The sequence below is a fragment of the Micromonospora pallida genome, assembly GCF_900090325.1.
GTDB classification, from domain to species: domain Bacteria; phylum Actinomycetota; class Actinomycetes; order Mycobacteriales; family Micromonosporaceae; genus Micromonospora; species Micromonospora pallida.
Genome location: NZ_FMHW01000002.1, coordinates 1,287,316 through 1,310,300 on the forward strand (window position 1 = coordinate 1,287,316; position 22,985 = coordinate 1,310,300).

Sequence of the window (22,985 nt, forward strand, 5' to 3'; positions counted from 1 at the left end):
CCGCCAGGCGATACGGTCCGAATTTGGTCTTGGCGTGGCTGACGGCGGGGCGCTATGCTCCGCCGCGATGAATCCTTTTCTCAGATTGGGGGTCCCGTTCGCGCAAGGTGAGTGCTGATGCGCTCCCCGGCCGCGAATGCGGATACCCGCCTTTCCCTCTGGCGGCGCGTACGCGAGTACGCCGTGCCGCCCTCGATGATCGAAGCCGCGACCGTTCGTCGTCGCGTCGGTGACTGGGCCGGCGCGTGTGCCGCCGCTCGCGTCGACGTCGATCTGGATCTGCGTACCGTGGCTCGCTGCCACGGCCGGGACATGGCCGCCCGGTTGCGGGCTGATCTCCGGCACCTCGCGCCGGACCTGCTGCGCTGGCACATGCCGAGGATCGCGCCTGACGGGCTGCTGCGTCCGGGCCTGACCGTCTCGCTGGCCCGGTACGGCCCGGCGGACCACCACGGTGCCGAGCCGGTGCACCTCGTCGTCCGGACGGCACCGGGCTGGGCGGATGCGGGTCAGCGGATCAGTCTGGCACTGTGGGCCGGATCCCGTGACGAAGCCGACTGTCCTCATCCGCAGGCGCGTCCCGATCGTCGGTTCCGCCTCGACCTGCACCGTCACCTGTGGGACGCGCGGCGGGCCGGGGAGCTGCGGAGCCGGTCGGGCGCACCGGAGTTGGCCGTCGACAACGCTGCCGCGATGCGCCCTGATCCATCATGGGACGCGTTGCGGGACCGGGGTTACGCGGTGCACCGGTGGGCGGCCGAAGCGGCGGTGCTGCTCCAGGCCGAGGGCCGGGCCAGCGGTGCCGTGGTGGTGCGGATCGGGCCTCGACGCCGTCTGGTCCTGGACGTCACCCCGGCGGGCCCGGATCTACGGTCGTCGCCTGCGCCGAGGATCGCCGGGGCGTCGCGGGCTGGTGGCGTCGTCGGGCTGCCGGTGCTGCCCGACGCGGCGACCTGGATGACGCCTGACCTGGAGCTGCTGCGCCACGGGCTGATCGAGGTCGACCGGCTCCACCCGCTGGTGGCCGGTGCGCTGGCGCCCGGTCAGCCGGCCGCCCCAGCATGCCCGGACCCGGACCAGGGCCAGGACCCGGGGGCAACGCCAGGTCTCGTGCCCTGTCGGGGGGACTGGCACCGCATCGGTCTGGTGGACGGGGTACTCCAACCCCTGGACCACGACCCGGCGGAGATCCGCCGGGAGGAACTGCTGGCCGCGCTGACCGGCACCCCGCTGCCCTGCCTGCGGGCGGTCGACGAGGCGCACCGCCGGCCGGAGTGCCTTCCCGACGTCCGCGCCCGCCTGGACCACGGGGACACCGCCGGCGCGCTGGCCGCTGTCGAGGCCCTGCTCGGACCCGACGCGCTCCTGCGTAGCGGGGAGTTGCGGGAGGAACTGGAAACCGCCGCGTCGCGGCGGATCACGTACGGGCTGTTCCGGTCCGGGCTGATCGAGCAGGGACCTCCTCCCCGCTCCCAGGACTGGCAGAGCAAGCGCGGCAACCGCTCCCACCCACGTCACACGATCGCCCGCTGACCAGCGGGATCTCCTTCCCTCGCCCGGCTTCGGGCCGGCCCGTCACGACCGCATAGGTGATCTCAGATGCTTTCCACCCGTACCTCGATCGACACCGCTTCCGCCCGGCAGCTCGACACCGCCCCCGCGCCGCAACCCGACACCGCTCCCGCGCCGCAGCTCGAGGTAGCCGCCGAGCTGCTCGCGCTGCTGTCCGACACCACCACCGAGACCCGTTCCGATCCGCAGCTGGAGGCGCTGACCCTGACCGTGGCGGCGGATCTGCCGGTGCTGCTGTGGGGCGAGCCGGGAATCGGCAAGACCGCCGCGCTGACCCAGCTCGCCGCGTCCCTGGACCTGCCGCTCACGACGGTGATCGCCAGCGTCCACGAGCCGTCCGACTTCTCGGGGCTGCCGGTCGTCGGCGACGACCCGGCGACCCAGGGCGTTCCGATGGCGCCGCCGGACTGGGCCGTGCGCCTGGTACGCGCCGGTCGCGGACTGCTGTTCCTGGACGAACTGTCCACCGCTCCGCCGGCCGTGCAGGCCGCTCTGCTCCGTCTCGTGCTCGAGCGGCGGATCGGCAGTCTGCGGTTGCCGGCCGGGGTTCGTATCGTGGCCGCCGCCAATCCACGATCGTCGGCGGCCGACGGCTGGGAGCTGAGCCCGCCGCTGGCCAACCGCTTCGTCCACCTTCAGTGGACCCACGACCAGGAGGTCGTCGTACGGGGTCTGCACGGGACCTGGCCCCGGGCCACGCTGCCCCGGCTCGACCCCGAGCGGCTGCCGGATGCCGTCGCCTTCGCCCGCCGCGCGGTGTGCGGGCTCCTGTCGGCCCGCCCGGGGCTCGTGCACCGGCTGCCCACCGGTGAGGCTGGTCGCGGTGGGCCGTGGCCGTCGCCCCGCAGCTGGGAGATGACCCTGCGGCTGATCGCCTTCGCCACCGCGGCCGACACCTCCCGGGAGGTCCTGTCGATGCTGGTCAGAGGCACCGTGGGCGACGGTCCCGGACTGGAACTGCTGGCCAGCCTGGACCGGATGGACCTCCCCGACCCCGAGGTGCTGCTCGCCGACCCGGCCACCGCCGTCCTGCCCGAGCGCGGTGACCTACGCCAGGCCGTCCTGGACGCCGTGGTGGAGGCGGTACGCCGGCGTCCGGAGCGGTCCCGCTGGGAGGCGGCCTGGACAGTGCTGGTCCGGGCGCTGGAGACCGGCGCCCCGGACCTGGTGGTCGTGCCCGCATCCACCCTTGCCCGGCTGCGGCAGGAGGACTGGGTCGTGCCCGCGTCGATCGACCGGCTCGCCGGAGCGGTGTCGCTGTCCCGCCGGGCCGACCAGACGGCGGCCCGGGTCGCGGCGGTCGCGGGGACCGGACGATGACCCTCGACCACGCCGGGACGCTGGACCGGGACAAACTCTTCGCCGCCCGGCTGCACGCCGCCCGGGTCCGGCCCTACCTGGCGACGGCGCTGTTCGCCCTGCACGTGGTGGAGTCGCGGCGGGTGCCGACGATGGCGGTGGACCCGCACTGGCGGTGCTACGTCTCGCCCGCGTTCGTGGAGCTGACCCCCGTGGAGGAACTCGCCGGAGTGTGGGTACACGAGGTGTCGCACCTGCTCCGTGACCATCACGGGCGCAGCGACCGGGTCGCGCGGGAGCGCGGGCTGACGGGGCCGGGGGAGCGGCTGCGGATGAACATCGCCGCGGACTGCGAGATCAACGACGACGTCTTCGGCGACGGGCTGGCCCGTCCCGAAGGCGCCGTCGAGCCCGGCTCCCTGCTGCTGCCCGAGGGACAGCTGATGGAGGACTATCTGCGGCAGTTCCGACTCGGACCGCGTAGCCAGCACCTGGCCTGGCTGGACTGCGGCAGCGGCGCCGACGGGTGGCAGCGGGAGTGGGACCTCGGACCGGACGGCGGCCACGCCCTCAGCCGCCAGGAACTGGATGCGGTGCGGTTCCGGGTGGCCGAGGGCATCACCGGCCAGCCGGGAAACGTCCCCCAGGGCTGGCGGCGGTGGGCGGAACAGGCGTTCCACCCACCGCAGCCGTGGCGCGAACTCCTGGGAGCGGCGGTGCGCTCGGCGGTCTCCGCGCCCGGTGTCGGCGAGGACTACACCTACGGCCGGCCGGCGCGGCGCTCCGCCGGCGTACCGGGCGTCGTCCTGCCGGCGCTGCGGCGCAGGCCCCCACGGGTCTGCGTCATCATCGACACCTCCGGCTCGGTCAGCGACGCCGAACTCGGCAGCGCCCTGCTCGAGGTCGCCGCGATCTCCCGGGCCGTGGGCGGCCGCCGCGACCTGGTCACCGTGCTGCCGTGCGACGCGGCAGCCCAGGTCGTACGCCCGCTGTGCCGCGCCGAGGACATCCCGCTGGTCGGTGGCGGGGGTACGGACCTGCGCGCCGGTTTCGCCCGGGCGCTGCGCGACAGACCAGGCCCGGACGTCCTCGTCGTGCTGACCGACGGGCAGACACCCTGGCCGACCGCACGACCGTCCGCTCGGACCGTGGTGGGACTGTTTCCCCGAGCCAGCCGATGGGACGAGGACGACCCCGACTACGTGCCGGACTCACCGCCCGGGTGGGCACGCGTGGTCACCATCGGATCCGCTCCCACCGCTCGGTGAGCCCGAGCCCGCGTCGGCAACCCGGCGGTGAACCCCTCGAAGGACGCGGGAGATGACCGGACGACAGTCCGCTGGCCGGCACCCGAAGTCTCGAGTGCCGGCCAGCGGCAGATCCCCGTCATGGCGACGGCTGACCCGGCCCTGCCGGGGCAGAACCCTGGCGTACGGATGAACCGGCTCAGGTCATGTGACGAAGCGACGACGCCGTTGCGCGAGGAGCAGTACGAGGCCGATCACCATGAGGCTGCCGCCCCCCGCAACGAGCTTGCCGAGCGTCGGACCGGAGATTCCCGCGCCGGTCGCCGGCAGGCCCGGGCTGGCTGTCCCGCCTGTCGCCGGGCAGGTCTGCGCCAGGTCGAATGTTCCGTCGGTGCCGGTGATCACCGCCGTGGCGTTGGTGAGGGCGAACGGATTCACCAGCTCGCCGGTCGAGGACAGGCCGGCTGGCGTCCTGATCCACGCCCTGTCGCCGACAATCGCGCGGTCAGCGGCGGGCGTGGTCGTGATGGTCTCCGTGACGGGGCCACCCTCCGTGGCGAACTCGATGGTCAGCGAGGTGAAGGTGCCCTGCTGCTTCGCAGCCGGCAGGGCGAAGACCCAGACGTCCTCGGCCTGGAAGGGGCCACCACCGAGGTTCGGGTCGCACGCATGAGTGCCGAACGCCGCCGCCGTCGTGCCGGTGTCCGCCGGATCGATGTTGATCGTCGTGCCACCCCCAGCCATCGCTGGTGCGGCAGACCCAAGGCTGATCACGGCGGCCAGCGCGGCGGCCCCCGCAAGGCGGGTGAATGATGGTTTGGTCAACTAAATCCCCCCAGATGGCGCATTTCTCCTAATGGCTCGTGAAACGGGGCGCGACCCAAAGCCAGACAACCACGGATAGCGCCTGCTGATTGCCAGAATTCAGCTCTTCCCTCGAGGGTCAGAGGGCCGTGATAAGCCATCTGCCAGCTGCGACTCAGGCTTCGCTGCATCGACGGCAACGTCCTGACCAGCGTCTTTCGTTCGGTGACCTCTTTGAGCCAGAGCAATCCGGCGAGGACCCCGAGAGCGCCGAGCCCGACGCCGGGAAGATTCAGCCGACGAAGCGGCGCGTGGTCCTCGGCGATACGGCACCACTCGCTCGTCGGCCGCCGATCACCTTGACCGGGCCGTGTCTGAATCTTCCCCGCGATGCCATCGTCGATTCCTCCCGAACACCGTCGACAGGAGCCCTTCCTGGAGCGCAGTGACCCGGCATGCAGTCAGTCACGGCCGGACGGCTGCTGGTCGAGCGTAGAGACGCAGTCCCGCCGACCGACAGGTACCAACTGACTCCGGTTACGCTTCGAGGCTCAATGGGCGGTGTGGCCGAGCGTTTCGGTGGCCTGCCGAAGCCTCATCATGGCTCGGTCAGGCCTTCTCGAAGGTGATGCCCCGCTGGCCGACCGACACCTGCTTCTCCACCACGGCGCCGTCCGCCTTGGTGTACCAGCAGAGGAACGGCGTCGTGCCGAAGGGGAACACCGCCTGGTCGGGCATCTCGGCGTCGCACATCGCGGTGCCCAGCCGGGCGTCGTTGTTGACTGCTTCGCTGTTCCACAGCCAGCCCACGTTTATCCGGGACAGCACGCCGACCGAGGCGATGGCTGACCAGGTTACGTACTGGTCGGCGATCGACGCGGTCACGTCCATCGGCACCGCGAGGTCGTCGAACTTCACCGTGCACTTCGCCTGCACGTTGCCGGTGATGAACTTCTTGTCGCACGTCACAGACGTGTGCGCGGGCGAGCCGGCCTGGTTCAGTACCTGTTGTTGCAGTTCACGCATGATCTTCGCGTGCGCTGTACCAGGAGTGCCGTAGTCCGTGGGCGTGGCGGGGCCGTCGGCGGTGTACGGGTGGGCGCTCGATACCAGCCGCCCGGGTCGGGGCGGCGCGGCTGGCGACGAGGAAGGCGCGGTTGCAGTCGTATCGGGACCAGAGCAGGCGGCGAGGGCAAGTAGCAGCAGCGGTCCGAGGCCCGTACGGGAAAGGCGCATGTGGTCAGGATATCGACGAACGCCACCATGACCGGCAGGGCCAGTCGTACCGGGCGCGGACTACGGATACGCCGAACCTGGCATGGAGAGGTCGTACGGCAGGCCCACGTAGTTCTCGGCCAGGCTGGTCGCGGCGGCGAGCGACGACACGGTGTAGCGAAGCTGGGCCAGTTGCAGGCGGTGCTCGAACGGGTCGCCGTCGGGGGACCGGTGCAGCATCGAGGTCATCCACCAGGAGAAGTGCTCGGCCCGCCAGACCCGGTGCAGGCGACGGTCGCTGTAGCCGTCCAGCAGTTCGGTGGACCGCCCCGACAGGAAGGGGACCAGTGCCCGGGAGAGGTCCAGCGCGTCGGCGATGGCGAGGTTCATGCCCTTCGCTCCGGTCGGCGGCACGATGTGGGCGGCGTCGCCGGCGAGCAGCAACCGGCCGTACCGCATCGGCTCGGTCACCACGCTGCGGACGGACGTCAGTCCCTTCTCCAGCACCGGCCCGGACCGCAGGTCGAACCCGTCGACGGCGAGCCGGACGGCCAACTCGTCCCAGATCCGGTCGTCCGGCCAGTCCGTGATCCGTTCGTCGGCCGGCACCTGTAGGTAGAGCCGGGTGATCTCCGGCGAGCGCATGCTGTGCAACGCGAACCCGCGATCCGAGTACGCGTAGATCAGCTCGTGGTGCGACGGCGGCGTCCGGGCGAGGATGCCCAGCCAGGCGAACGGGTACTCCCGCCGGTAGGTTCGCAGGGCGTCGGGCGGGAACGCGGTGCGGCTGACCCCGTGGAAGCCGTCGCAGCCGGCGACGACGTCGCAGACGAGGGCGCGGGCGGTGCCGTCGGCGTCGGTGAAGGTGATCCGGGGCCGGTCGCCGGCGGGATCGTGCACCGACACCTCGTCGACGTCGAACATGATCGGTGCGCCGGCCGTCTCGCGGGCGTCGATCAGGTCCTTGACCACCTCCTGTTGCCCGTACACGGTGATGGCCCTGCCGGTGAGGTCGGTCAGCGCGATGCGGTGGTCGGCCCGGTCGAAGCGTAACGACAGGCCGTGGTGCGGCATCCCCTCCCGATCCAACCGACCGCCCAGTCCCACCGCCCGCAGCAGCTTCACGGTGGAATGTTCGAGTACGCCGGCCCGCACCCGCTGCCGTACGTGCTCGCGGCTGCGGCGTTCCAGCACCACCGTGTCTATGCCCGCACGGTGCAGCAGGTGGGCCAGCATGAGTCCGGCCGGTCCGGCGCCGATGATGCCGACCTGGGTTCTCACGCGGTCACCTCCGCTCGGGACCGGCAGCGCCGTTCGAGGGCGTCCGCCGCGGTCCGCGCGCCGCCCGCGCCGCGCACCGACTCCCGCATCCGGGCGAGCTGCCGCCGGTAGCCGCCGGCCCGGGCCACCCGCTCCACGGCGGCCCGGAGGGCGGCCGGTGTCGTGGCGGCGCGGTCCAGGTGGACCCCCAGGCCCAGGTCGACCACTCGCTCCGCGGTCACCGCCTGCTCCGGCGTCTGCGGGATCACCACCAGCGGTACGCCCTGCTGTAGCGCCTCCATGGTGCTGCCCATCCCGCCGTGCGTGACGAATGCGGCGGCCTCGGCCAGCAACGCGACCTGCGGGGCGTGCCGCAGCACGGTCAGGTGGTCCGGCGCCGGTGGCACTTCCCGGCCCCCGGTGGACAGCACCACCCGCCAGTCGCCGCCGTCGAACGCCGTGGCGCAGATCGGCAGCAGCTCCGGCCAGTCGTTGAAGACCGTGCCGAGCGACACGTACACCAGGTCGCCGGCGGGGTCCGCGACGCGTGGCGGGTCGGCGGTCACCGTCGGGCCGACGAACGTGTACCGGTCGTCGAAGGTGTCCGCCGCCGGATGGAACTCACGGGTGGTGAAGACGACCGTGACGGGTTCGGCGTGGAAGAACAGGGCGGGCAGGGGCAACCGCGGGGTCCCGTACCGGTCGGCGAGCCGGCCCAGGTCGCCGTCGAACACCTCCATGGCCGCCGGGATCCGTGGAATGGTCCGCGCCTGCGGCCCGGTGAGGAAGGAGAAGCGCTCGTTCGACGCGTACGTGGTGCAGAGCATCGCCGCCGGCAGGCCGGCAACCTCGGCCACCAGCCGCCCCCACACGCACAGCTGGTCGTAGACGACCACCGTGTCGGGGCCGAGATCCCGTACCCCGTCGAGCACCCCGGGCAGCACCTCGACCGCGGCGGCGGCCAACCGGGCCGGAATCAACGCGAGGGTGACCAGCGGGTCGGTGTCGGCCGGGAGGCGCGGATCCGGCGGCGGCGACGGGATCTCCCGGAACTCCGCGCCGGTGCCGACCATCGCGTCCCGGAACTGCGCGGTCAGCCAGTAGGTCACCCGGTGACCCCGGGCCACCAACTCCCGCGCCACCGGCAGCGTCGGGTTGACGTGCCCGTGCATCGGAGCGATCAGGAAAGCCAGGTGCGTCAACGGATCTTCCCCTTGTCAGCGGTGGCCAGTTCGACCAGCGCGGCCAACCGCGCCAGGGTGGGTTCGGCGAGGAACTCGGTCAGGCTGACCGGCACGCCGAACCGGTCGCGGACCTGCCCGACGATCACGGCCGCCGCCAACGAGTCGCCACCCAGGGCGAAGAAGTCGTCGTCCGGTGCCGGGCGGGCCGCCAGCAGCGGACCGACGATCTCGTCCGCCAGCACCGCGCCGACCCCCGCCGGACCGTCGTACGACGGGTCGGGTCGGCGGGCGGCGACCGACGGCGGCGGCGGAGCGGGCAGCCGGGACCGGTCCACCTTGCCGGTCGCGGTCAACGGCATCTCGTCGAGGTGGACCACCTGGTCGGGCAGCATGTAGTAGGGCAGCAGCCGGCCGGCGGCGGCCCGCAGTTCGGTGAGTCCCGGGACCGCTGGGCCGGTGAGGTAGCCGACCAGCGTCGGTGCCCCGGTGTCGTGCGGCCCGAGTTCGACCACCGCGCCCGTCACCCCCGGCACCGCGCACAGCGCCGACTCGACCTCGCCCAACTCCACCCGGAACCCGCGGATCTTCACCTGCCGGTCGAGCCGGCCGAGGAACTCGAGGTGGCCGTCGTCGGTCCAGCGGGCCAGGTCCCCGGTGCGGTACATCCGGCTGCCCGGCGCCCCGAACGGGTCCGGGACGAACCGCTCGGCGGTGAGCGGGTGGCGGCCGAGGTATCCCCACGCCAGCCCCGGGCCGGCGACACACAACTCTCCGGGCTGCCCCGGGGCGACCAGCCGCAGCTCCGGATCCAGTACGTAGGCGCGGTGGTTCGGCATCGGCCGGCCGATCGGGGGCACCCGCCCGTGCGCGGGCCGCCGGCACCGCATGAGCGTGACCGCCACTGTCGTCTCGGTCGGGCCGTACCCGTTCCAGAACTCGCGGTGCGGACGCTGCCAGGCGTCCACCAACGCCCCGGCGGGTGGCTCGCCGCCCACCGACACCAGACGCAAGTCGGGAAGCTGGTCCGGGTCGAGCGACGGCATCAGCGCCGGGGGGAGTTCGGCGACCGTGACCTGCCGGTCGGTCAGCAACCGTTGCAGCCGCTGCGCCGACAGCCGGTCGTCGTCGTCGGCGAGGACCACGGTGGCGCCCGCGGTCAACGGGGCGAACAGGTCGAACACCGACACGTCGAAGCTCAGCGCGGCGTGGGCGAGCACCCGGTCGCCGGGCCGGATCCGGTACGCGGCGTTGACGTGGGTGACGAAGTCGACCACGGCACCGTGCGGTACCACGACCCCCTTGGGCGCCCCCGTGCTTCCCGAGGTGTAGAGGACGTACGCCGCATCGGCCGGCTCGGCGGCGACCGCGCCGATCCCGGACGTGGTGGACAGCGGGCGGCTCGGGTCGAGGGTGAGCAGCGGCGCGGGGCTGGCGGACAACCGGCCGGCCAGCGCGGTGCTGGCCACCCCGGCCGCGATCCGGGCGTCGGTCAGCATGAACCTGACCCGCTCGGCCGGCAGCGCCGGGTCGACGGGCAGGTACGCCGCGCCGCTGGCGAGGATCCCGAGTACCGCCGTCACCATCGACGGGCCGCGCGGCAGGCAGAGCGCCACGATGCCGCCGGGCCGTACGCCGAGGGCGGCCAGCGAGCGGGCGACCTCCCCGGCGGCGTGCCAGAGTTCGGCGTAGCTGGTCGGCTGACCGTGGAAGTCAACGGCGGTCGCGTCGGGACAGCGGCGCGCGTTCGCCGCGATCAGGTCCACGATGGTGCCCGGCGGGGTATCGGCACTGCCGCCGTCACCCCAGCGCAGCACCGCGGTGATCTGGTCCGGCCGTACCGGCCCGAGGTCTGGTGCCGCGTCGTGTTTACTTCCGCTGTGCGGGCCGGTGAGCAGCGCAGCGCGGTCCCACCGGCCGTCCGAGCGCCGGGGTAGTCGCTCGACAGCGGTCACCACCGCCGGCGCCAGCGTGGGTGGCAGAACCTGTCGCAGCAGCCGCGACACCGCCGCCGGGTCGGGGCCGGGTCGTTCGACGGGTTCGAACCAGCCGCGCGGCTGGCCGGTGTCATCGGTGAGCACCAGTGCGGCGGCGATCCCGGGCAGGTCGCCCAACGCCTGGCCGGCCAGGGTCGCCTCGGCCCCGTCCCGGTCGTTGCCCAGCAGCTCCAGCGTGCCGTCGGCCCGGACCCGGACCCGGTCGCCGGTGCGTGATCCACCGTCGAGCCAGAGGTACCCGGGTGCCCCGTCGGGCACTGGCTGTCCGGTCGCGTCCCGCAGGCGGACGCGAACTCCCGGGAGCGGTCGTCCGATCGGCACTCCCCGGGCACCGGTCGAGGCCCGGCCAGCGTAGGACGCGTCCGGTGCCGGAGTTGCCGGGGCGGCGTGTTCCTCGTCCAGCCGCGTGGCGGACACGATGCCCGCCTCGGGCGTCGGGGCGTAGACCAGGTGCGCGTGTCTGGCCCGTTCGGCCAGCGCGGTACGCAGGTGGGCTGACGGCGGTTCGCCCACCACGACTGCGCCCCCGCCACGCCAGCCGTCCGCGATCAGGTCCAGCCAGTGGCCCGGCGTGCCGATCGTCGTCGCCGGTCCGGTGGGCTCGACCGGACCGAGGAGGACACAGCCACCGACGGTGAGCGGGGCGAGCAGCGACCACGCCGGCGCCCAGGGCAGGGGCAACCGGCAGGCGACCTCCGCGCCGGGCGCCAGCACCAGTTCGTCCGCGACGGCGGCGGCCGCCGTCGAGATCACCGGCCGGCCGACCGGCACGCGTACGTCGTCCCGGTCACCGACGGGGGCCCACCATCCGGTCATCCCCGGCGTGGCGGTGTCGACCCCGCGTTCCTGACCAGGCGGGGGTGCTTCGGTACCGGGTTCCTGACCAGGCGGGGGCGCTTCGGTGCCGCGCTGTGGGCCGGAGCCGGACGGCGTGACGACGCCGTTCGCCACCAGCAGTCGGGCACCGCTGGCCCGCAGTCGTGTCTCGTCCCAGGTCGCCGGGTCGGCTATCCAGCAGGCGCCGTGCACGTGCAGCACCGCGAGCACCGCCACCACGAGGTCCACCGACGGGTGGCCCAGAATCGCCACGGTGGTGCCGGGTTCGGTGTCGCCGGTGTCGGTGTCGATGTCCTTCGCGAGGCGGGTGTACCGGCGGACCAGTTCCGCGTAGTCACACACCCCGTCCGGCGCGCGGACGGCGACGGCTGACGGCCACCGGTCGGCAGCCCGTCGTACGGCGGACAGCACGTCCGGCGGATCCCGGTGCGGCGTACCGGCGGCGTTGCCCACCTGCCGGCCGGAGCCGTCCTCCGCTGTCCCGGGCAGCCGCACCGCGCCGAGTGGCGCATCCAGGTCCGCGGCGAGCAGCGCGGTCAACCGCTGGTACCGCCGTAGCGTGGCGCTCATCGCGTCGTCGTCGAAGCGGTTCGCGTCGTAGTCCAGTCGGGTCCACACGTCGTCCCCGTGCAGCGTCACCGAGACGGCCAGCGGCACGCTGGTGTGTTCGACCGCCCGGAGCAGCGTCACCTGGACATCGCCCTCGGCTGCCGCACCCGTCCCGGCGCCACCGGTGACCCGGCCCCAGAAGCCCTGGAAGGCGAGGACGCTCTCGAAGAGGGCGTCCCCGCGCCGCATCCCCGACTGTGCCTGCACCAGTGGATGCGGGCTGTGTTCGTGCCGGCTCAGCTCGCTCAGGCCCTGCTGCACCTCGGTGAGCCAGCGACCGACCGGCATGTCCCACCGGACGGCCAGCCGCAGCGGCAGCGTGTTGGCGTACATGCCGACCCGGGTGTCCATCGCCGGCAGGGAAGCGCCCCGCCCGGCCAGGGTGACACCGAACGTGATGTCGTCCCGGCCGCCGTACCGCGCCAGCAGCAACGCCCAGGCCGCGTGCGCCAGGGTGGCGGGCAGGATGCCGCGCTGCCGCAACCTCAGCAGGCGTTCGGACAACTCCGGGTCGGACCAGGTCGACTCTTGCCGGCGGTCGTCGACGCCGGCCTCCGGTGGAGTGAACCGGCCGTGCCGGTCCACCCCGAGCGGGGTGGGGACGCGCAGGTCGCGGAGTCGGGAACGCCAGTACCCGACCGACTCGTCGCCGGGGCGCCCGGCCAGCCACCGGACGTACTGGCCGAACGGGGGCGCTTCGGGCAGCCGGGCCGGCCGGCCGGACACCGCCGCGCGCAGCCGCTCGGCCAGTTCGCCGGAGAGGAGGGCCTCGCTCCAGCCGTCGAGGATCAGGTGGTGGTCGGTGACGGCGACGAGCAGCCGGTCCTCGCCGGTACGCAGAGCCGCCACCCGCAGCAGCGGTGGGACGGTGAGATCGAAGCCGGCGGCCCGGTGTGCGGCCAGTATCCGGTCGAGGCGCGCCTCCACCGTGGCGGTGTCCGCCCCGCGCAGGTCCTCGGCCTGCCACGGCAGCGGGACGTCCGCCCACACCACCTGGACGGGGCGGCTGACGTCCTGCCACACGAAGCCGGTACGCAGGGCGGTGTGCCGCCGCAGCGATGCCTCGAACGCGGTGCGCAGCATGGTGGCCGTGACCGGGCCGGTCACCTGGTAGACGTGCTGCTGAAGGTGCTGACCGGCGTGTGGGGCCGCGAGGGCGTGGAACAGCATCGTCTGCTGGAGCGGGGTGAGCGGGTAGATGTCCTCGATCGCGGGTCCGCCGGTCACCGCGTCGCCCTCCGGCTGCCGGGGGTCACGACGGCTGGTCGTCGCGGCGTGGACCCGAGGCGGCCGCCAGCCGGGCCATCATCCGATCGAGTTGATCCTGGGACAGACCGGAGTCGGGGAAGTCGCTGGCTCGGTGGCCCCCGACGTCGGTCGCGGCCGGGTCGGTCGACTCGGTTTTGCTGACACCGGCCTGGTCGGAGCCGTCGTCCGGTGTCGTTGGCGTCTGCGCCGCCGGCAGCCGTGCCGCCCGGGCCAGCTCGGCGACGGTCTGGTGGAGGAACACGTCGCTGGGCAGGATCTCCAGGCCGGCCTCGGCGGCGAGGCCGACCAGGCGCAGGCTGGCCACCGAGTCACCGCCGAGCGCGAAGAAGCTGGTGGTCCGGTCCACCGACGGGTGGCCGAGGACGCGGCCGAAGACGTCGGCGAGCACCTCCTCGACCTGGTCCAGCGGTGGTAGCCCGATCCGGGACTGCGCGATCGGTGGCACCGGCTGTGGGGTATCCGATGCCGGCCGCTCGTCCGCCGGCAGCCCGGCACCCAGGCCCGCCGCCGAGCCGCTGGTCGCCACCGCCAGGTCGGCCGCGTCCAGATCGGCTCCGTCCAGATCGGCTCCGGCTGTGGCGACGCCGGACGGGTCAGCCACCGGGAGCGCGGTGACCGGGGTGCGCGGGTCGGCGAGCGCGGCGGACAGGATCCGGCGGAGCTGGCGGGGTAGCCCGCGGGCGGTCCGGTCGGCCAGCAGACCTCGCCGCCACTCGACCACCACCTGCAACCCGCCGTCGGGGCGCTCGTTGAAGGTCAGGAACAGGTCGTACTTGGCGGTTCCGTTGCTGAACTCGGTGCCCTCGGACAGGAACGCCGGCTGCCCGGCCGGTGCCGGCGGCGGTACGGGGACCATGTTGATCCCCACCTGGAACAGCGCGGTCACGCCCAGGGTGCGGCTCCGGGCGACCGCGCCGACGATCCGTTCGAACGGGGTGTCCTCGTGGGCCAGGGCATCCTGGACGGTACGCCGGGCCCGGGCCAGCAGCTCGCCGAAGGACGGATCGCCGGACACGTCCATCCGCAGGACCAGCATGTTGACGAACAGCCCGACCACCCGGCGCAGCTCGGCGGTAGGCCGGCCGAGCACCGGCGTGCCGACCGGCAGATCCGTGCCGCCGGTGTGCTGGTTCAGCAGGACCGCGTACCCCGCGAGGAGCACCGCGAACAGCGTGGTGGCCTGCGTACGGGCGACCGCCCGCAGGTCGTGGACGAAGGCGGCGTCCCAGTCCTCGGCGTACCACCCGCCGCTGTCGAGCGCCTCGGTCGGGCGGCGTCGCCCGGGCGCCAGCTCCACGGTCGGCAGGTCCGCGAGCTGCGCCCGCCACCACTCGAGCGCCTCGGCCGCCTTGGCCTGCTCCTGCTTCTTCTGCTGCCACACCGCGTAGTCCAGGTACTGGATACGCAGCGGCGGCAGGCCCGGATCGGTGCCCTCGGCGGCGTGGGCGTACAGCGCGGCGAGGTCCTCGGTCAGCACACCGATCGAGGTCGCGTCGGCGACGATGTGGTGCACCACCAGGATCATCACCTGCGTGTTCCCCGGCAGGTGGATCAGCCGGACCCGCAGCAGCGGGCCGGTAGCCAGGTCGAACAGGGCGGCGGCGTCCCGCTGGCGTAGCTCGGCCAGCCGGTCGCGGGCCTGCTCCCCGGTCAGGTCGCGCAGGTCGCTCACCGAGAGGTCCACCTCGCCGGCCTGCGCGGCGATGGCCTGATGCAGTGCCCCGTCCCGCTGGTGGAACGTGGTACGCAACGCCTCGTGCCGGTCCACCAGCGCGGTCAGCGCGGCCCGCAGCGGATCGGGGCGCAGCGTCCCCGCCGGACGGAGCTCGACGTTGAGGTTGTTCAACGGCCGACCCGGATAGATCTGCTCGAGGAACCACAGCTGCCGCTGGGCCGACGAGGCGGGGAACAGCGGCGCGTCGGCCGACTCCGGCCCGGTCATGCCCGGCCCCTCGGCACCACTTCGATCTCCGGCTCGTCCGGCTCGGCCACGGTCCGGGCCGTCTCCACCGCCGCGGCCAGCCCCGCGACCGTCGGTGCCTCGTACAGCGCCCGCATCGGCAGCTTCACCTCCCAGACCTCGCCGAGCCGCCAGACGAGCTGGACCGCGACGAGGGAATTGCCGCCGAGTTCGAAGAAGTCGTCGTCGACGCCGATGTCCGGTACGGAGAGCATCTCCGACAGCATGGCGCAGAGCGCCACCTCGACCTCGCCCGTCGGCGCCCGGTACGGGCCCAGGCCCTCACGCCCCGAGTGGTGGTTCGGCACCGCGGCCGGGGGAGCACGGCGACCGTGGCGCTCGCCCGTCGCCGGACGTCCCGGCGGATCTCGTCGACGCCGAGCACCCCGACCGCCACCTGCGGTCCGAGATCGGCGGCGACCAACCGGCGCAGCGCCTCGGCCCCGTCGGCCGGCCGGATGCCGACCTCGCCGGTCGGGCCGGTCACCGCCGCCGCCGGGGCTGGAGCAGCGGCCGTGGCCTGCGGGGCGGTAGCCGGGGCCGGCGGGGCGGCAGTCGGCGCGGTGGCCACGGCCAGCGGGTCGTCCGCCACCCGGCGCAGGGTGAAGTCGGTGATCGCGACCACCTCCCGGCCGGCGGCGTCGGCGATACTGAAGTCCGCGCGCAGGATCTCCCGCTCGGCGTCACCACCCCGGTGCCGCAGGTGGCTGGTGATCCGTTCGGGCAACGGCCCGTGTACGACGACCCGCCCGTAGCCCAGCGGCAGGTACCGCTGGTCGGCCGGTACGCCGTACCCGGCGCCGAACGCGGTCGCCTCGTCGAGCATGGCCGGGTGCAGGGCCAGCACACCGATCTCGGCGGCGACCATCGGGCGCGCGGCCAGCTCGGCCAGCTCCTCGCCGTCCCCCGCGTACGCGGCGCGCAGGCTGCTCCAGTGCGGACCGAAGGCGAGCATCCCGCCGCCGGTGGGCATCTCGGCGTGCTGCCGGGGCGCGCAGCGGGCCCGTACCGTGGTGGCGTCCACGGTCGACGGCGCCTCGTCGGCGGCCCGGCGGACGGTCGCGCGGGCACATGGGCGTACGCCGGCGGTGGTGCTGCCGGTGACCGTCGCCGTACGGCTGCCGTCCTCTGCCGGGGCGGACAGGGCGACCTCCACCCGCACCTCGGTCCCGTCCGGGACCGTCAGCGGCGCCTGGAACAGGACGTCCCGCAACTCGACCGGACCGGTGCCCCCGTCGGTGGCGGCGACGAAGGCCGCGCGGATCAGCTCCAGCGCCGCCGTGCCGGGCAGCACCGGTTCGCCGAGGACGCGGTGCTCGTCGAGCACCCAGTGGGTGTCCGGACCGAGCGTCCCCCGCAGGACGACCTGTCCGGTGGCGAACCGGGTCAGCTCGGTCAGCCAGGGGTGGCCGTGGTAGGGAACCGGCAGGTCGGGCTCCCTGTCGTGCCCCGGCGCGGTGCCGAGGCCGCCCGCCCGGGCTGCCATGCCGACATCGGTCCAGCCACCCCAGTTCACCGAGACCGTCCGCGCGGCGAACCGGAGCGGACTACGCGCGTAGGCGTCCATGAAGGCGTTCGCGGCACAGTAGTCGACCTGCCCGAGCCCGCCCGCGAGCGCGGTGACCGAGGAACAGAGCACCACGACGTCGAGCGGCAGCGCGGCGAAGACGTCGGCCAGCGCGACCAGCCCGTCGACCTTGGGGGCGAGGACCGTGGCGGCGTCGGCCGGCAGCTTGACCTCGATCATCCCGCCGCCCGGGACACCGGCCGCGTGGATCAGCCCGTGCACGGTCCCGAACCGGTCGAGCACCTCGTCGCGGGCGCGGGCGAGCTGGCCGGCGTCCGCGACGTCGCCGCGTACCAGCAGCGCCTCGCCGCCCAGTTGGCGAATCCGTCGCACGGTGTGAATCACCTGGCTGGTGGCGTCGGCCGGGTGGGCGGCCAACCACTCGTCCCACCGGGACTCCGGCGGCGGTTGGGTACGGGCCAGCAGGGCGACCCGGGCGTGCGCGTGCGCGGCGAGATGCTCCGCGATGGCCAGGCCCAGACCCCCGGTGCCGCCGGTGATCAGGTACACGCCCCCCTCGACCCAGCCCGGTCCGGCGAGCGACTCGGGGCGCAGCCGTACCGGTTCGATGGTGGGCAGCCAGCGCCGGCCACGCCGTAGCGCGACCAGTTCGTCGGTGGCCGGATGGGCGATCGCGGCGGCCAGTGCGGCGACGGACCCGGCCAGTGCCCGGCTGTCGGTGGGAAGGTCGGTGTCGAAGAGCCGCCAGGCCAACTCCGGCAGCTCCACCGGCCCGACCCGGCACACCCCCGCCGCCACCGCCAACTCGGGCGCCAGCAGGTCGGTCCCGTCGACGTCCTGCGCGTGCGCCGTGCACACGTCCACCCGCAGCGCGGCGACCTGCTCCCCGGGGATCTGCTGCCCGGCGGTCTGCGTGGCCTGCTCCTCGGCGACCGCCTGGGCCAGCGCGAGCAGCCCGTAGAAGCAGCGCCGCAGGCCCTCGGTGACCCGGTTCGGGTCCAGCCCGTCGGCTGCTCCGGGCGCCGGCAGCAGTCCCCACGCGGCGACGATCCGGTCCGGTGGGGTGCCGTCGGCGCGCAGCGCGGCCAGCACCCGGGCGTGATCCTCCCGGGAGGTCGGGTCCACGGTGAACTCGTCGGCCGCCGGTCGGGCGTAGCCAGCGCCGATCCGTACCCGGACCAGGGCCGCGCCTCGGTCGGCGAGCGCGGCGGCGAGCAGCTCACCGGGCGGATTGTCCGGGCAGAGCAGGAGGACCCGCTGGCCGGTGAGCGCGTCGTCGGCGGGGGCCGGCACGCTGGCCTGCCGCCAGCCGGGCACCTCGAACCAGTCCTCCAGCGCCAGCGGGCCGCTGCGGGCCGGCCGCGCCGGTCGGTCCGCGTCGCGCTCGATCCAGTACCGCTTGCGCTCGAACGGATAGCTGGGTAGCGGGATCCGCCGGGAACCCGGCTCGCCGAGCGCCGCCCAGTCCACCTCGAGGCCGCGCAGCCACCCGTTGCCCAGCGCGGTCAGCACGGCGACCTGGTCCGATTCCGCCGACGACTCCCGTGGCCTCGGCAGGCTGGGCGTCACCAGCAGGTCGGTGCCCTGGTGCCCGGCCCGGACCAGGTCGACCAGGGTCCGGCCGGGACCGACCTCGACGAGTACCCACCCGGGCCCGGCGGCCGGCCCACCACTGGTCGGACCGCCGGTCGCTGGCTTGTCGCTGGTCGGCTCGCTACCGGTCGGGGCGTCGAGCAGCCGGTCGACGCAGGCGGCGAAGCGGACGGTGCCGCGCAGGTGGTCGGCCCAGTAGCGCGGGCTGGTCGCCTGGGCGTCGGTGATCCAGTCACCGGTCACGTTGGACAGAAAGGGCGTCCGTGGGGGCCGCAGGCTGAGCGTCGCCAGCAGGTCCGCGTACTCGTCGAGGACCGGCTCCATCATCGCCGAGTGGAACGCGTGCGACGTGCGAATCGCGGTCGAGGCGACGCCGCGCCCGGCCAGTTCCGCCGCGAACTCGTCGATCTCGGTGCTGGGGCCGGCGACCACGCACCGGCCGGGCCCGTTCACGCCGGCCAGGTCCAGCGTGTCGGGCAGCAGCGACCGCAGCCGGTCCTCGTCGAGCGGTACGGCCAGCATCGCCCCGGCCGGCATGGACTGCATCAAGCGTCCCCGCGCGGCCACCGCCCGCAACGCGTCCGGCAGGGTGAACACGCCGGCCAGGCAGGCCGCCACGTACTCACCGACGCTGTGCCCGATCATCGCCTTCGGGCGTACGCCCCACGACTGCCAGAGCCGGGCCAGCGCGTACTCGACGGTGAACAGCGCCGGCTGGGTGAGCCAGGTCTGGTCGAGATCCGACTCGGCGCCGTCCGCCGTCGGGTACACAACGTCGCGGAGGTCCCGGCCGAGATGCTCCCGGAGCAGTTCGGCGCACTCGTCCACGGCCGCCCGGAAGACCGGGTACCGGTCGTACAGGCCGCGACCCATGCCGGGGTGCTGGGCGCCCTGCCCGGAGAAGAGGAAGGCGACGTCGGGCGGGGTCGACGTGGCGTACCCGGTCCGCAGCCGGGACGCGTCGCCGGCGCCCTCGGTGAGCGTGTACGCGGCCTGGTAGGTGTCGGCCGCCACGACGAACGCCCGGTGGCGCAGTTGGCGCCGCCCCACCTGTGCGGTGTACGCGACGTCCCCGATGTCGACCTGGTCGTACGTGGACAGGTGCTCGCCCAGCCCGGCGACCACCTCGGCCAGTGCGGTCTCCGTACGGGCCGACAACGGCAGCAGCACCGGGCCGCTGGCGCCGGCGCGGGGGGTCACCGGTGGCGGCTGTTCGACGATGACGTGGGCGTTCGTGCCGCCGATGCCGAACGCGCTGACGCCGGCCCGCCGGGGCCGGCCGGCGCCGCGCCACGGCGTGAGCGTCGACACCACGCGGAACGGGCTCTTCGCGAAGTCGATCCCCGGATTGGGTCGCCGGTAGTGCAGGGTCGGCGGGATCAGGCCGTGCTGCACGGTTAGCACCGCCTTGACCAGCCCGGCGATGCCGGCGGCACTGATCAGATGCCCGATGTTGGTCTTCACCGCGCCGAGCCAGCACCAGCCGGTGTCGGCGCTGTCCCGGCCGTACACCTCGGCCAGCGCGCCCACCTCGATCGGGTCGCCCAACGCGGTCGCCGTGCCGTGCGCCTCGACGTAACCGACGGTGCGCGGATCCACGCCGGCCGCGTCCAGGGCCGCCGTGATCGCCTCGCGTTGGCCGGTCGAGCTGGGCGCGGTGAAGCTGTCCTTGGCGCCGTCGTTGTTGACCGCCGAGCCGAGGATCGTCGCGTACACCGTGTCACCGTCACGCAGCGCGGCCGACAGTGGCTTGAGCAGCACGGCGCCGGCTCCGCTGCCCCACAACGTGCCGTCCGCGTCGGCGTCGAACGCCCGGCAGTGCCCGTCATGGGACAGCACCCCGCCCGGCTGGTGCAGGTATCCGTAGCCGTGCGGGACCAGCACGTTCGACGCGCCGGCCAGCGCCATCTCGCAGTCGCCCGACCGCAGGGCCGCGCAGGCCGCGTGCAGGGCCACCAGCGATGTCGAGCAGGCCGAGTTGATCGTCATGCTCGGCCCGCGCAGGTCCAACGCCCAGGAGACCAGCGTCGAGACGAAGTCGTGGTCGTTGGCGATACCGACCGACATGCCCTCGGCGCCCGCCTCGACGGCCTGCGGCACCAGGTGGTGCTGGAGGTATCCGTTGGCGCCCACCCCCGCGAAGACGCCGATCCGGTCCGGATAGCGGGACGGGTCGTACCCGGCGTTCTCCAACGCCTCGTGGGCGATCTCCAGGAACAGCCGCTGCTGGGGATCGCGCAGCTCGGCCTCGCGGGGGCTCAGACCGAAGAACGCGGGCTCGAAGTGGTCGATGTCGTCGAGCACCGCCGCCGCCGGTACGAAGCCCGGCTGGTGGACGATGTGCTCCGGCACACCGGCGGCGATCTGCTCCTCGGCGCTGAATCGGCGTACCGATTCGACGCCGTCGACGAGGTTGCGCCAGAACTCGTCAACCGACCGCGCGCCGGGCAGCCGGGCGGCCATGCCGACGACGGCGATCGGCTCCGGCCGGCCGTCGGGTCCCTCGTGGTCGGCGTTCATCGGGATGCCTTTCCGCTGGAGTCGAGCGCCGAGGGGCTGTCGGGCGACGGCGCGTGGTGGGCCGACGCGCCGCTCCGGGGCCCGGCAGCCGCCGTCGATTCGCCCGCCAGCAGCCCGGACACCAGCAGGCCACGCTGCGGCTTGCCGGTCCGGCTCCGGGGGACCCGGTCCAGCCGGACGAATCGGCGGGGGACCTTGTACGGCGAGAGCAGCTCACCGAGGTGACGGCGTAGTTCGGCGTCGGTCGGGCCACGGCCGACCACGAAGCCGACCAGTTCGTCACCGGTCGGTCCGGGCACACCGGCCACCACGCAGTCGGACACCCCCGGGCACATCCGCAGCGCCTGCTCGACCTCCACCGGGTCGACCTTCTTGCCCGCCACGTTGAGCCGCTCGGTGGCCCGACCGGTGACGTGCAGGTTGCCCCGCTCGTCGAGGTACCCGAGGTCACCCGTACGGCGCCAGCCGTCCCGGCCGCCGTCGGCGGGGCCGGGCCAGCCACCATCGCGCCGGCCGTCCCGGGCCGCGATGTCGGACGGGGCCGCAGAGCCGGACGGGGTGGCGGGGCCGGACGGGTCAGCCGGGGCGGCCCGTCGACGGGTGGCGATGACGCCGTCGGCGTCCACCCGCAGTTCGGTGTCGTCGAGCGGCCGACCCACGCCCTCGTCCGGCTCGCCGCAGCCCAGGGTCAGCTGCCCGTCCTCGGTTCTGCCGAGGTGGGAGAGCAGGGGCAGACCCGTGGCCTCTTGCCAGGCTCGCGCGACCTGCGTCGGAAGCGGTTCACCCGCCGCGACGCAGCGGCGCAGCGCCAGGCCACCGACGTCGTCCGGAACGCGGGCCAACTCCTGGGCGTAGAAGCCGTAGAGGTACGGCACCGACAACAGAACGGTCACCCGTTCCTCGCGCAGCCGCCGCCCGAACTCGGCCGGCCCGAGCATGCCCGGCATCAGCAGCACGGTCGACCCCGACAGCAGCCCACCGAGCACCCCGGCGGCCAGGCAGTACCGGTGGTGCAGCGGCGTACCGCACCAGATCACGTCGTCCTCGCGGTATCCCGCGGCCTCGGCGAACGCGAGCGCGTTGGGCAGGAAGTCGAGGCGCCAGTCCAGCGGGACCACCTTGGGCAGGCCGGAGGTTCCGGACGTGCACAACGCCAGCCACTGCGGCCGGTCGACCTCGTGCTCCGGGGCCGACGCCTCGACCCGGTCGCGCTCCCATTCGGTCGTCTGCGCGTCGATCACCAGCACGTTCTGCCCGGCCGCCGCCCGGGTCAGCAAGGCGACCACATCGGACGCCAGCCCGGACACCGGCAGCACACTCACGCCCGCGACCGGTCGGGACGCGGCGGCCACCAGCAGTTCGTGGAGTTCGTGATAGGTCACCTCGCCATCCCTGGCACGGACGGCGACCCGCGTCGGGTCGACCCGGGCCACCCGGGCGAGCACGCCGGTCAGTTGATCCAGCTCGGCGGACCGGTCCATCACAGGAAGCTTTCGGTGATCAGCGCGACGGGCTCTCCGCCGTGCACCACCCGATAGGTGCGCTGCAGCGCGTGCCGGCCAGCCGCCACCGGGTACCAGTCGGGGACCGTTCCGGCGCCGAACCACAGCAGCTCGCGGCGACTCTCGATGCCGCTGGCCAGCAGGGCGGCGCCGAGCCCCGAGGGGAACCGGTCGATGGCGTCGCCGAACCCGGCCGGCAGCCGGGACGGCACCAGCAACGACTCCGCGACGACGTACAGCGTGTCGGAGACGGCCCCCCGTAGCGCCACCCGCCGCCGGAACGCGGTAGCCGCCGACGGCACCGCGAGCCAGTGGGCATCCGTGGCATCCAGCCGCGCGTCGCCCTGGCTGACCGGTTGGGCCGCGATCGGCTCCAGGTGGTACGCCTCGAGCGTGGTGCTCACCATGCCGTCGGTGGCGAGCAGGCAGCGGTGTCCGGGATGGAGGCCGCCCACCGGTACATCGAGGAGGCCGACCGGTCGACTGGCCTGCGCGACGAAGTGGCGGGTGAACAGCGTCTCGACGTCGTCCCCCGGCGGCCGAGCGCCGAGGGCCACGCCCGTTGCGTCTCGCATCGCTCTCCCTCGAATCA

At 73.7% G+C, this 22,985-nt stretch carries 12 protein-coding genes and 1 pseudogene; 3 read left to right on the forward strand and 10 right to left on the reverse strand.

Annotation, left to right across the window (positions count from 1 at the left end):
• Positions 1-117: 117 nt before the first annotated feature.
• From GA0074692_RS05715 to GA0074692_RS05725, 3 genes are all read left to right on the forward strand, one after another.
• The gene (locus tag GA0074692_RS05715) at positions 118-1,533 is read left to right on the forward strand and encodes a hypothetical protein (RefSeq protein WP_091640115.1); all 1,416 of its coding nucleotides are present in this window, start codon (positions 118-120) and stop codon (positions 1,531-1,533) included.
• A 66-nt stretch (positions 1,534-1,599) separates the two neighbouring features.
• Positions 1,600-2,892: an AAA family ATPase gene (locus GA0074692_RS05720; protein ID WP_245730184.1), complete on the forward strand. Its 1,293-nt coding sequence runs from the start codon at positions 1,600-1,602 to the stop codon at positions 2,890-2,892.
• Positions 2,889-4,139, forward strand: coding sequence for a vWA domain-containing protein (locus GA0074692_RS05725; RefSeq protein WP_091640118.1), 1,251 nt, complete (start codon positions 2,889-2,891; stop codon positions 4,137-4,139). The genes GA0074692_RS05720 and GA0074692_RS05725 overlap by 4 nt, the downstream gene beginning before the upstream one ends.
• Before the next feature lie 183 nt (positions 4,140-4,322).
• Here GA0074692_RS05725 and GA0074692_RS05730 read toward each other — a convergent pair whose 3' ends face one another.
• The 10 genes and pseudogenes from GA0074692_RS05730 to GA0074692_RS05775 all read right to left on the reverse strand — a co-directional run bounded on the left by GA0074692_RS05730 (position 4,323) and on the right by GA0074692_RS05775 (position 22,968).
• Complete coding sequence (locus tag GA0074692_RS05730; RefSeq protein WP_141725174.1) at positions 4,323-4,943, reverse strand: hypothetical protein; 621 nt, start codon at positions 4,941-4,943, stop codon at positions 4,323-4,325.
• 588 nt (positions 4,944-5,531) lie between these two features.
• The gene (locus tag GA0074692_RS05735) at positions 5,532-5,948 is read right to left on the reverse strand and encodes a hypothetical protein (protein WP_091640124.1); all 417 of its coding nucleotides are present in this window, start codon (positions 5,946-5,948) and stop codon (positions 5,532-5,534) included.
• Positions 5,949-6,218: 270 nt separating this feature from the next.
• Positions 6,219-7,418 carry a 4-hydroxybenzoate 3-monooxygenase gene (locus GA0074692_RS05740; RefSeq protein WP_091640126.1) on the reverse strand — a complete coding sequence of 400 codons (1,200 nt, stop codon included), beginning with the start codon at positions 7,416-7,418 and terminating at the stop codon, positions 6,219-6,221.
• Positions 7,415-8,518, reverse strand: a pseudogene (locus tag GA0074692_RS05745) (macrolide family glycosyltransferase); the annotation flags it as partial. The gene GA0074692_RS05740 and the pseudogene GA0074692_RS05745, both read right to left, overlap by 4 nt.
• A 77-nt stretch (positions 8,519-8,595) precedes the next feature.
• The gene (locus GA0074692_RS05750) at positions 8,596-13,248 is read right to left on the reverse strand and encodes a non-ribosomal peptide synthetase (protein WP_091640131.1); all 4,653 of its coding nucleotides are present in this window, start codon (positions 13,246-13,248) and stop codon (positions 8,596-8,598) included.
• 25 nt (positions 13,249-13,273) lie between these two features.
• Complete coding sequence (locus GA0074692_RS05755) at positions 13,274-15,232, reverse strand: condensation domain-containing protein (protein WP_091640134.1); 1,959 nt, start codon at positions 15,230-15,232, stop codon at positions 13,274-13,276.
• The gene (locus tag GA0074692_RS05760; RefSeq protein WP_176738319.1) at positions 15,229-15,465 is read right to left on the reverse strand and encodes a phosphopantetheine-binding protein; all 237 of its coding nucleotides are present in this window, start codon (positions 15,463-15,465) and stop codon (positions 15,229-15,231) included. The genes GA0074692_RS05755 and GA0074692_RS05760 overlap by 4 nt, the downstream gene beginning before the upstream one ends.
• Positions 15,357-20,891, reverse strand: a complete 5,535-nt coding sequence (locus tag GA0074692_RS05765) for a type I polyketide synthase (protein ID WP_091640138.1) — start codon at positions 20,889-20,891, stop codon at positions 15,357-15,359. Before GA0074692_RS05765 ends, GA0074692_RS05760 begins: the two co-directional genes overlap by 109 nt.
• Positions 20,888-22,372 carry a class I adenylate-forming enzyme family protein gene (locus GA0074692_RS05770; protein ID WP_091640140.1) on the reverse strand — a complete coding sequence of 495 codons (1,485 nt, stop codon included), beginning with the start codon at positions 22,370-22,372 and terminating at the stop codon, positions 20,888-20,890. Before GA0074692_RS05770 ends, GA0074692_RS05765 begins: the two co-directional genes overlap by 4 nt.
• Positions 22,372-22,968 carry a chorismate--pyruvate lyase family protein gene (locus GA0074692_RS05775; RefSeq protein ID WP_091640141.1) on the reverse strand — a complete coding sequence of 199 codons (597 nt, stop codon included), beginning with the start codon at positions 22,966-22,968 and terminating at the stop codon, positions 22,372-22,374. The genes GA0074692_RS05770 and GA0074692_RS05775 overlap by 1 nt, the downstream gene beginning before the upstream one ends.
• Positions 22,969-22,985 lie beyond the last annotated feature (17 nt).